At 64.9% G+C, this 14,140-nt stretch carries 13 protein-coding genes; 8 read left to right on the top strand and 5 right to left on the bottom strand.

The genetic code is table 11. From position 1 onward, the window contains the following. Positions 1 to 22 precede the first annotated feature (22 nt). From DM373_RS11265 to DM373_RS11255, 3 genes are read left to right on the top strand one after another with little or no spacing between them, the layout of a single operon-like run. On the top strand, positions 23 to 1,054 hold the full coding sequence (locus DM373_RS11265; RefSeq protein WP_110993642.1) for a methionine synthase: 1,032 nt from the start codon (positions 23 to 25) through the stop codon (positions 1,052 to 1,054). A gap of 25 nt (positions 1,055 to 1,079) precedes the next feature. Beyond that, positions 1,080 to 1,589, top strand: a complete 510-nt coding sequence (locus DM373_RS11260) for a flavin reductase family protein (protein ID WP_110993641.1) — start codon at positions 1,080 to 1,082, stop codon at positions 1,587 to 1,589. A gap of 17 nt (positions 1,590 to 1,606) precedes the next feature. Next, positions 1,607 to 2,536 (top strand): LysR family transcriptional regulator, encoded by a 930-nt coding sequence (locus DM373_RS11255; RefSeq protein WP_110993640.1) that lies wholly within the window; start codon positions 1,607 to 1,609, stop codon positions 2,534 to 2,536. A 15-nt stretch (positions 2,537 to 2,551) separates the two neighbouring features. Here the strand turns inward: DM373_RS11255 and DM373_RS11250 are convergent, their stop codons facing one another. Both DM373_RS11250 and DM373_RS11245 read right to left on the bottom strand, forming a co-directional pair. After that, positions 2,552 to 3,193, bottom strand: coding sequence for a LysE family translocator (locus DM373_RS11250; protein WP_110993639.1), 642 nt, complete (start codon positions 3,191 to 3,193; stop codon positions 2,552 to 2,554). Positions 3,194 to 3,262: 69 nt separating this feature from the next. Continuing rightward, positions 3,263 to 4,174, bottom strand: a complete 912-nt coding sequence (locus DM373_RS11245; RefSeq protein WP_110993638.1) for a LysR substrate-binding domain-containing protein — start codon at positions 4,172 to 4,174, stop codon at positions 3,263 to 3,265. A 133-nt stretch (positions 4,175 to 4,307) separates the two neighbouring features. Between DM373_RS11245 and DM373_RS11240 the strand changes: the two genes are divergently transcribed. Together DM373_RS11240 and DM373_RS11235 are read left to right on the top strand one after the other, a co-directional pair. After that, a complete protein-coding gene (locus DM373_RS11240; RefSeq protein ID WP_110993708.1) occupies positions 4,308 to 5,606 on the top strand; it encodes an NAD(P)/FAD-dependent oxidoreductase in 1,299 nt (432 codons plus the stop codon). A gap of 43 nt (positions 5,607 to 5,649) precedes the next feature. Beyond that, positions 5,650 to 6,738 carry a polyamine ABC transporter substrate-binding protein gene (locus DM373_RS11235; protein WP_110993637.1) on the top strand — a complete coding sequence of 363 codons (1,089 nt, stop codon included), beginning with the start codon at positions 5,650 to 5,652 and terminating at the stop codon, positions 6,736 to 6,738. A gap of 24 nt (positions 6,739 to 6,762) precedes the next feature. On the opposite strand, the gene DM373_RS11230 is transcribed toward DM373_RS11235, so the two are convergent. After that, entirely contained in the window at positions 6,763 to 8,262 is a 1,500-nt protein-coding gene (locus DM373_RS11230) for a sensor domain-containing diguanylate cyclase (RefSeq protein ID WP_110993636.1), read from the bottom strand. A 221-nt stretch (positions 8,263 to 8,483) separates the two neighbouring features. Continuing rightward, complete coding sequence (locus DM373_RS11225) at positions 8,484 to 9,713, bottom strand: DUF1835 domain-containing protein (RefSeq protein ID WP_110993635.1); 1,230 nt, start codon at positions 9,711 to 9,713, stop codon at positions 8,484 to 8,486. A gap of 225 nt (positions 9,714 to 9,938) precedes the next feature. On the opposite strand from DM373_RS11225, the gene glsB reads away from it, so the two are divergent. Beyond that, positions 9,939 to 10,859 carry a glutaminase B gene (gene glsB / locus DM373_RS11220; RefSeq protein ID WP_110993634.1) on the top strand — a complete coding sequence of 307 codons (921 nt, stop codon included), beginning with the start codon at positions 9,939 to 9,941 and terminating at the stop codon, positions 10,857 to 10,859. Here the strand turns inward: glsB and DM373_RS11215 are convergent. Continuing rightward, complete coding sequence (locus tag DM373_RS11215) at positions 10,828 to 11,322, bottom strand: NUDIX hydrolase (RefSeq protein WP_110993633.1); 495 nt, start codon at positions 11,320 to 11,322, stop codon at positions 10,828 to 10,830. The two genes, glsB and DM373_RS11215, sit on opposite strands and share 32 nt — an antisense overlap. Before the next feature lie 114 nt (positions 11,323 to 11,436). Between DM373_RS11215 and DM373_RS11210 the strand changes: the two genes are divergently transcribed. Together DM373_RS11210 and DM373_RS11205 are read left to right on the top strand one after the other, a co-directional pair. After that, the gene (locus DM373_RS11210; RefSeq protein ID WP_110993632.1) at positions 11,437 to 11,898 is read left to right on the top strand and encodes a GNAT family N-acetyltransferase; all 462 of its coding nucleotides are present in this window, start codon (positions 11,437 to 11,439) and stop codon (positions 11,896 to 11,898) included. Positions 11,899 to 12,101: 203 nt separating this feature from the next. Continuing rightward, positions 12,102 to 14,066, top strand: a complete 1,965-nt coding sequence (locus tag DM373_RS11205; protein WP_110993631.1) for a hybrid sensor histidine kinase/response regulator — start codon at positions 12,102 to 12,104, stop codon at positions 14,064 to 14,066. Positions 14,067 to 14,140: the final 74 nt, after the last annotated feature.

The following is a 14,140-nucleotide window of genomic DNA, read 5'->3' as shown; positions in this document are numbered from 1 at the left end:
TTGAAAATACAAGGCCATCTTCATGAAAAAGCTGTTACCCACCTCGACGGCAGGTAGTTTGCCCAAGCCCTCCTGGCTGGCACAACCCGAGACACTCTGGTCACCTTGGAAACTGCAGGACCAGGCATTGATCGAAGGCAAACAGGATGCCTTGCGCCTTTCATTGCACGAGCAGCAACACGCCGGCATCGATATCGTCAGTGACGGCGAGCAGACCCGCCAGCACTTTGTAACTACCTTCATCGAGCACTTGAGCGGCGTAGATTTCGAGAAGCGTGAAACCGTGCGCATCCGTGATCGCTATGACGCCAGCGTACCGACAGTGGTAGGTGCTGTAGCGCGGCAAAAGCCAGTGTTTGTCGAAGATGCCAAGTTCTTGCGCCAGCAAACCGGGCAGCCGATCAAATGGGCCCTGCCAGGCCCCATGACCATGATCGATACGCTGTATGACAACCACTATAAAAGCCGCGAAAAACTGGCCTGGGAATTTGCCAAGATTCTCAACGAGGAAGCTCGCGAGCTTGAGGCTGCCGGCGTTGACATCATCCAGTTCGACGAACCCGCCTTCAATGTCTTCTTTGACGAGGTGAACGAATGGGGCGTCGCCACCCTGGAGCGGGCCATCGAAGGTCTCAAATGTGAAACCGCCGTGCACATCTGCTACGGCTACGGCATCAAGGCCAACACCGACTGGAAAAAGACCCTGGGATCAGAGTGGCGCCAATATGAAGAGGCCTTCCCCAAGCTGCAAAAATCCAGCATCGATATCGTCTCGCTGGAATGCCACAACTCCCACGTCCCCATGGACCTGATCGAGCTCATCCGCGGCAAGAAAGTGATGGTAGGCGCCATTGACGTGGCCAACCACGCCATTGAAACACCCGAGGAAGTGGCCAATACCCTGCGCAAGGCACTGCAGTTCGTCGATGCCGACAAGCTCTACCCTTGCACCAACTGCGGCATGGCCCCCCTGCCTCGTCAGGTCGCCCGCGGCAAGCTGAGTGCCTTGAGCGCAGGCGCAGAAATCGTTCGCAGAGAACTCCTGGCCAATTAAGGGCAGGTAAACGTCAGGTCCTACCATGTCACTTTTCACCACAGCCATCGAGCCCTCGCACTTTCGCGAGGCGCTCGGGCACTACGCCTCCGGTATCACGGTCATCACCTCGCTCATCGATGGCGAGCCGCTCGGCTTCACCTGCCAGTCGTTCTATAGCGTGTCGATGAGCCCGCCGCTGGTGTCATTCAGCGTGATGGCCAGCTCGGCCAGCTATCCCGGCATTCGCCAGGCGGGCCGCTTCGCGGTGAATATCCTGTCGGGTGAGCAGGTCGGGATTTCCGACCAGTTCGCCCGCAAAGGCACGGACAAGTGGCATGGCGTTCAATGGCAGGCGTCGCCTTTGGGTAACCCGGTCATCGCCGGCAGCCTGCACTGGCTCGATTGCCAGATTCACGCCGAACACGCAGCCGGAGATCACCTGATCGTCATCGGTGAAGTGAAAGCGCTCAAGCTGCATGAAGCCTCGGCTACGCAACCCCTGCTGTATTTCAAAGGAAACTATTGCAACCTCGCCGCGCTTGGCGCGGCTTGAGGCTTTGCCTTCTGCTCATGATCGACTTGAGACACCTTCGTACACTCCATGCCCTGCGCGAGACGGACAGCCTGCCCGACGCCGCCGAGCGCCTGCACCTCACGCAGTCGGCGCTGTCGCACCAGTTCCGCGAGCTGGAAAACCGCCTCGGCATGCCCGTGTTCGTGCGCAAGTCCAAGCCGGTGCGCTTTACCACCGCCGGCCTCAAGCTGCTGCAACTGGCCGACCAGGTATTGCCGCTGATCCGCACGACGGAACGCAACCTGGGCAAACTGGCTGGCGGCACGGCCGACCGGCTGCACATCGCGATCGAGTGCCACAGCTGCTACCAATGGCTGATGCCCTCGCTGGATGAATTTCGCAGCGCCTGGCCAGAGGTCGAACTGGACCTGGCATCAGGGTTGTCGTTCGCGCCGCTGCCGGCCCTGGAGCGTGGGGACCTCGACCTCGTGGTGACCTCCGACCCCATACCCCTGCCAGGCATCACCTACGTGCCGCTGTTCGGCTACGAGGCCATGCTGGCCATCGACAAGCATCACGCCCTGCGTGAAAAACCCTATGTGGAACCTGCCGACATCGCCAGCCAGACCCTGATCACCTACCCGATCGAGCGCAACCGCCTGGACATCTTCACCCGCTTCATCGAACCGGCCGAGATCGAGCCGGCTCAGGTGCGCACCGCAGAAATGACGATCATGATGATGCAGCTGGTGGCCAGCGGCCGTGGGGTATGCTGCCTGCCGAACTGGGCGGTGCACGAGTACACCTTGCGCGGCTATGTGATTGCCAAGCGCCTGGGCGAGCAAGGCCTGCACGCCACCCTGTACGCAGCGGTTCGCAGCGACATGCTCGAAGTGCCCTACATGAGTGATTTCCTGCTCACGGCAAAGGACATTTCCTTTGCCACGCTGGAGGGCGTCAACACGGTGTCGACGCCCGTGGCCTGACGTTACGCCTGCCCCTCACACCCCTTGCCGGCGCATGGTCAAGATCGCCGCACCAAAACCAATGAAGGTCGTCCCCACCACTCGGCTCACCCAGCGCGACAGCGCCGGCCGGGTCAGCACGCCCTTGGCCCGGGTGGCGAGCGCGGCATACAGGCTCAGCGACGCCAACGACAACGCCATGAAGATGCTGGTGAGGATCAGGAACTGCGGCAGCAGCGCGGCGCCCTGGTCGATGAACTGCGGGAACAGCGCAGTGAAGAACATGGTCGCCTTGGGGTTGGTCACCGCCGTGAGGAAGGCCGACTTGTACAGCTTCCCGGGCGTGGGACTGGCCTTCTTCGCGCCCTCCTCGAGGCCGTCCACCAGCATCGGGCTTTTCTTCAGTAACTGCTTGGCGCCCAGGTAGAACAGGTAGCCGGCACCGAGGATCTTCACCGCGTTGAACAGCCATTCGGAGCTGGCCAGCAATGCGCCGAGGCCCAGCATCGCCGCCGCCGACAGGCAGAACAGCCCGCTGGCGTTGCCCAGCGACGACCACACCGCGCTGCGTTGCCCGTGGGCCAGGCTGTTATTGATCGCCATCAGCGTTGCGGGGCCAGGGCTGGCAATGGCGATTGCGGCAACCAGGGTGAAGGCAAGAATCGAGTGGGCATCCATTTTCAAGGACTCTGCGGGGCTGGAAACAGCAGCTTACAGAAGCTTTTGGGTAAAGGCTCGGCCCGCGTACTAGAGCGGGCCAGGCCGGGTTTGTTCGAGTTGCGTCTGAAACCACTGCAGCACCGCCTTGCAGGCCGGGTGCGCCACCCCGCTGTCGCGCAACCACAGCGCATACACACCGCCCGTGCGTAGCGGCTCGCCAAACGGCACGATCAAGTCGCCCCGGGCCAGGGCATCGTGCGCCAGCATCCGGTCACTCATGGCCACGCCAAGGCCACGGGCTGCTGCATCCAACGCCAAGTCATCGAGGTTGAACATCAGGTGCTGATAGGCCCGCTCGGGCTGGCCCTGGTGCGCCTGCAACCACAGGTTCCATTCATGGCGCGCGGTCGAGCCATGGATCAGTGCATGGCCTTCCAGCGCTTGCAGGGAACCCGGCGGTGGCTGGCCGTCACCGAGCACAGGTGCGCAGACCGGCAGCAGGTACTCGTCGAACAACAGCGTCAACGGACGCTCGTCCAGCCCCTCGCGCAGGTACAGCACATAGGCATCGCAGTCGCCGCTGGTGTCCACCACCTCGCCGCTGACGGTCTCGATGGACAAGCTCAGCGCCGGGTTGAGCGCATAGAAACTGCTCAACCGCGGCAGCAGCCAGCGCACGGCCAGCGAGACGAAGATGCGAATGCGAAAAGGTCGGTCCATCGGCGGTGGCGACAGGCGTTGCGCCAGGGCGCGCAGCGCGGCCATCGACTCGCTCGCCACCGCATACACGTCGCGCCCCTGGTCGGTGAGCGCCACCTTGCGGCTGGTGCGGTCGAACAGCGCCACGCCGTAGTGCTCCTCCAGCTGCTGGATCTGCCGGCTGATCGCGCTCTGGGTCAGGTGCAGCTGCCGGGCGGCCTCGGTAAAACTGCTGCAATCCGCCACCTGGATCAGCGCCTGGAGCGCTTGCAGCGACGGCGCGCGAAAAATTTTATCCATGCGTTTTGAGAATGGCTGAATGAAATATTAGCGTTAGAAACATACCCACAGCCCTCGTAGATTAGGCCCAACAGGCGCACCCAGGCATAACACCGATAAACCGTGCGCATTGATTGTGGAGGAGCTGATGGCAATCGACAACCGCTGTGGATGGATCGCGCTGGCCGGCGAAGCCGACGCGCATCCACGCCTGAACGGCAACCGCACCGCCGACTGGCTGATCATCGGTGGCGGCATCACCGGCCTTGCGGCAGCCCATACCCTGGCCGCCCGATTCCCCGGGCAGCGCGTCGTGCTGCTCGACCGACAGCGGGTTGCCCAAGGCGCTTCGGCGCGCAACTCGGGGTTCGCCGTCAGCCATGAAAAGCCTGGGTACGGCGAGCTGCTGGGCAAGCCCGGCTTCGCCGATTTCGCCGTCGCCTCGCGCATCGGTGTGGCGGCAGGCCAGGAGGTGCGCCAGCGCATCAGTGAACTGGGCATTGCCTGCGAATACGATGACGCCGGCTACCACTTCGCGGTAAGCCAACCGGCGCACCTGCAACAGGTCGACGCCATGCTAAAGACCCTCGAAGCGGTCGGTGCCAGCGCCCGCTACGTGGAAGGCGACGCCCTGTGCCAGCGCTTGGGTAGCAGCTTCTACACCCGCGCCATCCACTGCGCCGGCGGCAACGCCCTGCTGCAACCGGCCAAGTATGTGCGGGGGCTGGCAGACCAGTTGCCCGAGGCCGTGCAGGTGTACGAAAACAGCGCGGTGCTCAGCCTGCGCCGGGGCGAGCACGGCTGGCAGGCCCGCACCGAGGCCGGCCAGGTCAGCGCCACCCGCGTACTGGCTTGTGTCGGCGCCTTCCTGCCCCGCGTGGGGGTGCACCACAGCGGCACCTTCCCCCTGGAACTGAGCGCCAGCATCACCCGGCCCCTGACCGAGGAACACTGGCAACAGCAGTTCGGCGAACGTACCTGGGGGGTGCTGTCGAGCCTGCCGGGCGGCGCCACCCTGCGTCTGCTGCCGGGCCGGCGCCTGCTGATCCGCAACACCGTCGAATACCGCTGCCGCGACCTCGGCCCGGCACAGTTGCAGGCTCGCCGGCGCGAACACCTGAACGGCCTGCAAAAGCGCTTCCCAGGGCTGCACGCCGAAGACCTCGAATACACCTGGACCGGCCATCTGAGCGGCACCCGCTCCGGCGAACCCTGCTTCGCCAGGGTCGCTGAAGGCCTGTACGCGGTCGCCGGCTGCAACGGCTCGGGGGTCGCCCGCGGCACCCTGTGGGGCCGGCTGCTGGTCGAGATGGCCACGGGCGAAACCTCGCCGCTGCTGACCGATGTACTGGCCCAGGCCCGCCCCGGCTACCTGCCACCCCGGCCACTGTTCGACATCGGTGCTTCCCTGCGCATGGCCTGGGAAGTGCGTCGGGCTCGCCTGGAACGTTGATAGACCCAAGCGCTTGCGCACAATCACAACAAGAGAGGGCAAGATGATCAGACCCACCTGCATGGCCATCGCTTCCACCGCGCTGCTGAGCCTCGCCGCCCAGGCAGCCGAGTCGGTCAATATCGCCAACTGGAGCAGCTACATCGCCGACGACACCCTGGCGGTGTTCACCCAGCGCACCGGCATCCAGACAACCTACGACCTGATCGACAGCAACGAAACCACCGAAGCCAAGCTGATGACCGGCGGCAGCGGCTACGACCTGGTCAGCCCGTCCAACCATTTCCTGCCACGGCTGATCAAGGCCGGCGCCATTCAGGAGCTGGACCGCAGCAAGCTGCCCAACTGGAACAACCTCGACCCCAAGCTGATGAAGCTGCTCGAGGCCAGCGACCCCGGCAATCGTCACGCGATCCCGTACATGTGGGTGACCACCGGCATCGGCTACAACGTGGACAAGATCAAGGCGATCTTCGGCAGCACCGACGTCACCGACTCCTGGCAACTGCTGTTCAACCCGGACAACATCAAGAAGCTCAGCGCCTGCGGCGTGGCCTTCCTCGACAACCCCACGCAGATCCTGCCGATCACCCTCAAGGTGCTGGGCCTGGACCCGCACAGCCAAAGCCCTGAAGACTTCAAGAAGGCCGAGGCGGCGCTGCTGGCGATCCGCCCGTCGATCAGCTATTTCCACCAGTCCAAGTACGTCAGCGACCTGGCCAACGGCAATATCTGCGTGGCCATCGGTTTCAGCGGCGATGTGCTGCAGGCCATGAGCAGCGCGCAGCAGGCCAACAATGGCGTGCACCTGGGCTACAGCATCCCGCGCGAAGGCTCGACGGTCGCCGTCGACATGGTGGTGATCCCCAAGGCGGCACCGCACCTGGATGCGGCATACGCCTACCTGAACTACCTGCTCGACCCGCAGGTGATGGCGCATATCAGCAACGCGGTGAAGTACCCCAACGGCAACGCGGCCTCGCTGCCCTACGTGGACCCGGCGCTGCGCGACAACCCGGCGGTGTACCCACCGCAGGCGGTGCTCGATACGCTGTTCCCGATCCAGACCCTGTCACCGGCGGGCATGCGCTTGAGCACACGGCTGTGGACACGGATGGTCAGCGGCAAGTGAGGGATGCCTGCCAAGGTCGGCGAATCAGGCACAGGCCGCACGATTGCGGCCCGTGCCCTTGGCGCCATACAGCGCCTGGTCGGCCGCATCGAGCAAGGCCTGGCCGCTGTGCAGTTGCGCCCCCGGCACCGAGGCAATGCCGATGCTCACGGTAACCTGCCCAAAGGGGCTGGTGCGATGCTCGATGTTTCGCTGGCTCAGCCGCTCGAGCACATGCCGTGCCACCGCCTCTGCCCCATCGCGCTCGGTGTTGGGCAGGATGACGCCGATTTCCTCACCGCCATAGCGCGCCACCAGGTCACCGGCGCGCCGGACACAGGCCTGCAGCACGTGACTGACTTCGCGCAGGCAGGCGTCGCCGGCAACATGCCCGTAGGTGTCGTTGTACAGTTTGAAGTAATCAATATCGATCATCAGCAACGCAAGGCTGGTGCCCTCGCGCTGGGCGCGCTGCACTTCCAGCGCCAGGGTTTCATCGAAACAGCGGCGGTTGGCCAGGCCCGTCAGGGCATCGTTCATCGCCAGGCGTTCGAGCTGCTGGTTGGAGTCCAGCAACTGTTGCTGGGTGACCCGCAACTCACCCTCCACGGCAGTCCTGCGGCGGATATCGCGGATCAGCATCCAGCCGATGACGCCCGTCAGGCCCAGCAGGCCGGCCACCACCAGCATTGACACCAACGCTTCGAGCTTCCATGCCGCCAGCACTTCGTGCTTGCCCACCGCGACCGTGGTCACCAGCCCCAGCCGGTCGTTCTTGCGAAAGGCATACAACCGCTCGACGCCATCGAGGCTTGAGGTGAACGACGCAGTCCCCACGGATTGCTCCACTAGGTACTTGGCATAGATCGGCGACTTGGCGAAGTTGCGCCCCATGTCCTGCTCACGGAAGGGATAGCGCACCAGCATCGAGCCGTCGGTATAGGACAGGCCGATCGCGCCTTCCTGCCCGACATCGATCTGGCCGAACAGGCTCAGGAAGTTCTGCACCCCCAGCGTCACGGCCACCACCCCGGCAAACGCGCCATCGGCGTCATTGAAACGGCGGCTGATGGTGATCACCCACTCCTGGTTGGAGCGGCTGCGGATCGGCAGGCCGATGAAAGGCTCGCGCGAAGGATCGTCGCGGTGATGGATGAAATAGGCCCGGTCACTGCTGTTGGCACCCGACGGTATCGGCCGGTTGGACGACATCAGCCAGCGGCCTTGGTTGTCGTAGATGGTGACGCCGCTGAGCTGCGGCATCAGCGGCTGCTGACGGCTCACCAGGGTTCTGAGCCGCTCGATCTGCGCCGGGCCGCTGCCTTCGGTCTCCAGGCGCTCGACCAGGCCAAGCAGCAGCAACGAGCTCTGGCGCACGATGCCTTCGGAATAGGTCGAGAGGGCCTGGGTCAGGTTCAGCCCGTGGACGTTCACCTCCTCCAGCGCACGCTCCCGGGAAGCCATGATTTTCCAAAGGGTCAGCGATGCCAGCGAACAACCGATAACCAGTAGCAAGAGCACAACGAGGTGGATGTCACGCTTCACGTCAGTACCTGATGGAGATTCCGGATTCTCAAGCTGGCTGCCATTACCTGCAGGCAACGGCACAAGGCGCATTCCTGGCCACGGGCAAGGATACAAGGAGTCGCGTGGCGGCGCAGTAACCACAACCGATGCAAGGGGAAAACGTTTGCTGCCCGCGACGCATTTTGCCGCGGCGTCGACGCTTGCAAAGCGACGACGCGCAGCGCTGCGAACTCAGGTGTTCATCGCTGCCACACCTGCCCCGCCTCACTCACCACCCAGGGCGCCTGGCCGGCAACGATCCGCACCCCGCCCACCCAGCGCTCGGCCGGCTGTTGGTCGAGCCAGTTGGCCTGCCGGCCCAGCACTTGCTCACCCAAGGCTGTCAGACGTAACGGCCTTTGTTGCCAGCTGTCGCCCTCGCCTTCGAGCAACAACGGCCGTGGGCTATCGATCAACGGGCGCAGCAGCACGCCGAACATCATGTCGCCCAGGTATGGCAGTGGCTCCTCATTCGCCATCAGTTCGGCGAACACCCGCGCCGCCGGCTGCTCGCCCAGCCGCGCGAGGATGCGCAGGGTCAATCGCTCGGTCAGGCTCAGGCCGTCCTCGGCGCCGGGCAGTTCCTGCAACTGGCGCGCCAGCGCACCCTGCAGCAGCGGCAGGGCCGCATGCGGGCGGCTGGCAAGCTGCGCCCAGGCGCGTGGGTCCGCTGCGGTGTAGGCAGCCCAGGCCTGCCGCGCCAGGGCCAAGGCTTGCTCGCCGAGGGCGCGGCGTTGCGGCCACAGCCAGGCCAGTACATCAGGGGCCAGTTGGCCGATGCCGATAAAGCGCTGCACGCCGGGAACCTGGCGGGTTTCGATCAGTTCCAGGCGGCGCGGCAGGCACGGCAGGCTGGCCAGTACGCGAATCAGGAACAACTGGTCGTAGGCGTCCGCTTCGCACCAGAGGACCATTTCGCTGTCGCTGTTCAACTGCGCCAAGGCTGCGCGCTGCCTGGCCTGGCGCTGTTCGATGCCCTGCGCCGGGAGCTTGAACGCCTGCAGTACATACTCGGTACGTACCTGCCAGTACGCCGCCTCCGGCAACGCCGGCACCGGCCCCATGACCATGGGGTCGTCGAACATGTGGAAGGCACCGGTAAACCCGGCGATGCGCAGGCTGTGCTCGATATCGTTGCCGCAGCGCCAATGCTGCACCTGCGCTTCGCCATCGGCGGCAAAACCAGGGTGGCGGGCGGCGAAATCGACTGCATCGGCATGGGCCTTGAGCTTTGGCCAGCTGGAGAAACCGGCTTCGCGGGCGACCAGCCACTGGGTGTCGGCCAGCCGGTACTCGGGCCCGGGCAAGCCAAGGGCGCGCAGTTGGGCGCAGGTTTCGTCGTCCAGGGTTTTCAGCAGGCGCTTGGCGCGCTTGCGCAAGGCGGGCAGGTCGAGCAGGCCGTGATGGCGGGATGCATGAATGGCGGGCATGCCAACTCCTTGTGGGGCTCGGTCCGCCGACAAGCCGGGAGCTGGAATGTAAAGAAAGCGTGCAGTGCCTGGGCAACCCCTTCGCGCGGACCGCGGGCGCAGCGAACGCCTGGGGCGAGACTCTAGCGGCTGGCAGCGCTTGATGCAATCGATGTGCTCCGACGCCTCTGGCCTGCGTCTATCAGGACTTCCCGCAAGCGCTGCCCTTTCGCCCCAGGTCCCCCGATGCAAGCACTTCTGCAAGAGATCCTCGACCACGTCCGCCCCCTGCTCGAACAAGGCCAGGTTGCGCAATACATCCCCGCCCTCGCCCAGGTCGAACCGCGCCAGCTGGGCATCGCCGTGCAGGGCCTCGACGGCCAGTTGCACTGCGCGGGCGACGCACAAACGCCGTTCTCGATCCAGAGCATCTCCAAGGTGTTCAGCCTGGTCCAGGCGATCAACCACAGCGGCGAAGGCATCTGGTCGCGGCTGGGTTACGAGCCGTCGGGGCAGGCGTTCAACTCGCTGGTGCAGCTGGAGGTGGAAAAGGGCCGCCCGCGCAACCCGTTCATCAACGCCGGCGCCCTGGTGATCTGCGACATCAACCAGTCACGCTACGCCACCCCGACCCTGTCGATGCGCGACTTCGTCCGCCGCCTGGCCGCCAACCCGAAGATCGTCAGCGACAGCGTGGTGGCCGAGTCGGAATACCAGCACCGCGCGCGCAACGCGGCCATGGCCTACCTGATGCAGGCCTTCGGCAACTTCCACAACGATGTCGACGCGGTGCTGCGCAGTTACTTCCACCACTGCGCGCTGTCGATGAGCTGCGTCGACGTGGCGCGTGGTTTCGCCTTCCTGGCCAACAACGGCTACTGCCCCAACAGCGCCGAGCAGGTGCTGAGCGCACGCCAGGCGCAGCAGGTGAACGCGATCATGGCCACCAGCGGGCTGTATGACGAGGCCGGCAACTTTGCCTACCGGGTGGGTTTGCCCGGCAAGAGCGGCGTGGGCGGCGGCATCGTCGCGGTGGTGCCGGGGCGCTACAGCATCTGCGTGTGGTCACCGGCGCTCAATGCCGCGGGCAATTCGCTGGCGGGGCTGCGGGCACTGGAGCTGTTGAGCGAGCGGATTACCGGGTCGGTGTTTTCGGCGCTGTCATAAGGCCCGGCGCCGGGGCAAACACGCCCTCTTCCTCCAGTTTGCCAACCAGCCATTGCGGCCATACGGTGTCGGTGGTCGCCCGCAGCTCATCGGCCGACCACCAGCGATGGTCAGCAATCACCGCGCATTCGTTTGCCGTCCACTCGGCGTTGGACAGCGCGCGTGGCGCCACCTGCACGATGAAATAGCGCTCCACCGACAGCACTTCTTCGCCGCTGGGCAGCACCAGCGGGAAGCGACGCTCGGCGATGGACTCGGCCACCGCCTCGATGACGATGCCGGTCTCTTCACGCAACTCGCGAATGGCCGCTGCCTCGAAGCTCTCGCCCGCCTCCAGCCCGCCGCCCGGTGTAGCCCAGTAGTCGTCACCGGCCAAGGCGCCCTGGGTGTGCACGAACCTGAACAACAACACCCGTCGCTGCGGGTTGATGACCAGCAGCCGTGCCGATTTGCGCTCGCGCATATACGTATCCTTACTCACGTGGGGTAACAGGCCTGATATTGGCACCCAGGCCAAAAAGTGCGCCATCATACGCGAGCGCACCCGCCCCGGTGGCCTCACCTCAAAGGAATGCCCATGCTCCGCCTGGATTGGCTCGAAAACCACATGCAGCACAGCGACACCCTGGCGCTATGGCTGCACCAGCAGTTCCACTACGAATTCCCCGACCTGCCGCTGCCCGACTGGCAAAAGGCATTCTCCGAAGGCCAGCACAATGGCCAGTGGCGCTGCCTGATCGCCCTCGACGGCGACCAGTTGCTGGGCAGCGCCGCGCTGGCCACAGACGACCTGCCCGAGCGCCCCGAACTCGGCCCTTGGCTGGCCTGCGTGTTCGTCACCCCGCAGGCGCGTGGCCAGGGCCTGGCCGAGCGGCTGATCGACGGCATCTGCGAACAGGCGCGCAAAACCGGCATTTCGACCCTTTACCTGCATACCCACGATCAGCAGGCGTATTACCAGAGGCGCGGTTGGCGCCTGCTGGAGCGCTTCGAGGCCTGGGGCGAGGAACACGGGTTGATGTCACGCGTGCTGGGTTAAACACCCAGGCGCTGGCCCGCGTGATCCCACAGGGAATTTTTTGCCACATCAGGGGATCGGATGTCGCAGACACTTTTTTGCAGGTGTAGGTGTTGCGCTGATCGCGGCAAGGCCGGGGCGCAGCAGCTAATCTGAACATTCGATCACCGGGCGCGCGCACCTGAGGAACCCGCCAGACGCACTCGACTTCAGGACCACTACAGATGCCCAACAGCCGACCAGAACCCCCGGCAGTCCCCACATTGGGCAGCGCGCTGCTGGACAGCGAGCTGCGCTTGCGCTTGCTGGCGACCGCGAGCAGCACCGCGATCTATCGCATGAGCCCTGACTGGCAAGCCATGTATCAGCTCAGCGGCGAGGGGTTTCTGCAAGACGCCACACAACCCGACCCGCAGTGGATCGAAACCTACATACCCCCGCAAGACCGGCCCAAAGTGCTCGCGGCCATCGCCAAGGCGATAGCCGAGCGGGCCATCTTCGAACTGGAACACCGCGTATGGTTGCCAGACGGCCGCTTCGGCTGGACCCTGTCGCGGGCCGTGCCGGTCTTCGACGACCACGGCGAGATCAGCGAATGGTTCGGCGCTGCGGTGGACGTGACCCAGCAGCACGAAATGATGGCCCGCCTGCGCGAGAGCGAGGCCGCGTTCAAGACCATCGCCGACACCGTGCCGCAGTTGGTCTGGGTGACCGACCAGAACGGGCGCTTCGAATTCTTCAACCAGCGCTGGCACGACTATTTCGGCGAAACCGGCCAGCAAGAGGCCTTCCACTGGTATGCCGAAACCTGCGTGCACCCCGACGACATCACCACCGTCGAGCAGGGTTTTGCCCAGGCCCGCGCCAGCGGCCAGGTGTTCGAGAGCGAACACCGCCTGCGCCACCACGATGGCAGCTACCGCTGGTTCATGGTGCGCGCCCAACCCTACCGCGACCCAGAGAGCGGCGCCCTGCTGCGCTGGTATGGCGCTGCGGTGGACGTGCACGACCGCCATGACGCCGAGCAGCAACTGCGCACCTTCAACGAAGCACTGGAAGTACAGGTGCAAACCGGCTCTCGCGACCTGCAGGCGGCCGAAGCGCAGATGCGCCAGATGCAGAAGCTCGAAGCCATCGGCCTGCTCACCGGCGGAGTGGCCCATGATTTCAACAACCTGCTGACGGTGATCCGCAACGCCGCTGAGCTGATGCGCCGCAAGCCGCTGCCCACGGAGCAGCAGCAGCGTTACCTGGACGCCATCCTCGACACCACCGACCGCGCCGCCAAGCTCACCAGCCAACTGCTGGCCTTCGCCCGTCGCCAGGCATTGCGCCCGGAAGTGTTCCCGGTGCTGCATCAGGTCGAACAGATCGCCGAAATGCTGCGCAGCATCGTCGGCGCGCACATGCAGGTGCTGGTGCGGGGCCCCGCGCAGCCCTGCTACATCGAGGCGGACCTCAACCAGTTCGAAACCGCCCTGGTCAATCTGGTGGTCAATGCCCGCGATGCCATGCAGGGGCAAGGCACCATCACCCTCACCATCGAAACCACCGACGCCCAGGTCACCATCGCCGTGACCGACGACGGCCATGGCATCGCCGCCGCCGACCTGGAGCGGATCTTCGACCCGTTCTACACCACCAAGGAAGTCGGCAAGGGCACCGGACTGGGGCTGTCCCAGGTGTACGGTTTCGTCCATCAATCCGGTGGTGCGATCAGCGTGCAGAGCAGCCCCGGCCAGGGCACGACCTTCACCGTGTCGTTGCCGGCGGTGGCCGCCCCCGCCCCCGGCCAGGCAGCGGCGCCCGAGGCCACCTTGGCCAAGCCCAAGGGCCGCATCCTGGTGGTCGAGGACAACCTGCAGGTACGTGAATTCACCGCCAGCCTGCTGGCCGACATGGGTTATGCCACCTGCCTGGCCAACGATAGCGTCAGCGCCCTGGCGCTGCTGGAAGCCGGCCAGCCGCGCATCGACCTGGTGCTGTCGGACGTGGTCATGCCCGGGGTCAGCGGCATCGAACTGGCCCGCACCATCAAGCGCCGCTGGCCCGACATCCCGCTGGTGCTGACCAGCGGCTACAGCCAGGTGCTGGCCGACGATGCGCAGCCTGGCGTGGAGCTGTTGAACAAGCCGTATTCGGCCGAGCAGTTGTTGCGTGCGTTCGAGGCCGCGATCAAGCCGTCCTGAACGGCTGCTGCCTGCACCGGCCTCATCGCCGGCAAGCCGGCTCCCACAGGGTTCACGCCAGTCTCTGTGGGAGC

Origin of the sequence: Pseudomonas sichuanensis, from assembly GCF_003231305.1 — a bacterium.
Lineage (GTDB): Bacteria > Pseudomonadota > Gammaproteobacteria > Pseudomonadales > Pseudomonadaceae > Aquipseudomonas > Aquipseudomonas sichuanensis.
The sequence above is the reverse complement of the archived record's forward strand: the minus strand, read 5'-3'. Positions and strand labels throughout refer to the sequence as shown.

Bases quoted from the DNA above. Each gene is read 5' to 3' on its own strand.
- DM373_RS11250 (WP_110993639.1), bottom strand. From the start codon at position 3,193: ATGGATGCCCACTCGATTCTTGCCTTCACCCTGGTTGCCGCAATCGCC.
- DM373_RS11235 (WP_110993637.1), top strand. From the start codon at position 5,650: ATGATCAGACCCACCTGCATGGCCATCGCTTCCACCGCGCTGCTGAGC.
- DM373_RS11210 (WP_110993632.1), top strand. From the start codon at position 11,437: ATGCTCCGCCTGGATTGGCTCGAAAACCACATGCAGCACAGCGACACC.
- DM373_RS11215 (WP_110993633.1), bottom strand. From the start codon at position 11,322: ATGCGCGAGCGCAAATCGGCACGGCTGCTGGTCATCAACCCGCAGCGA.
- DM373_RS11205 (WP_110993631.1), top strand. From the start codon at position 12,102: ATGCCCAACAGCCGACCAGAACCCCCGGCAGTCCCCACATTGGGCAGC.
- DM373_RS11255 (WP_110993640.1), top strand. From the start codon at position 1,607: ATGATCGACTTGAGACACCTTCGTACACTCCATGCCCTGCGCGAGACG.
- DM373_RS11245 (WP_110993638.1), bottom strand. From the start codon at position 4,174: ATGGATAAAATTTTTCGCGCGCCGTCGCTGCAAGCGCTCCAGGCGCTG.
- DM373_RS11260 (WP_110993641.1), top strand. From the start codon at position 1,080: ATGTCACTTTTCACCACAGCCATCGAGCCCTCGCACTTTCGCGAGGCG.
- DM373_RS11225 (WP_110993635.1), bottom strand. From the start codon at position 9,713: ATGCCCGCCATTCATGCATCCCGCCATCACGGCCTGCTCGACCTGCCC.
- glsB (WP_110993634.1), top strand. From the start codon at position 9,939: ATGCAAGCACTTCTGCAAGAGATCCTCGACCACGTCCGCCCCCTGCTC.
- DM373_RS11265 (WP_110993642.1), top strand. From the start codon at position 23: ATGAAAAAGCTGTTACCCACCTCGACGGCAGGTAGTTTGCCCAAGCCC.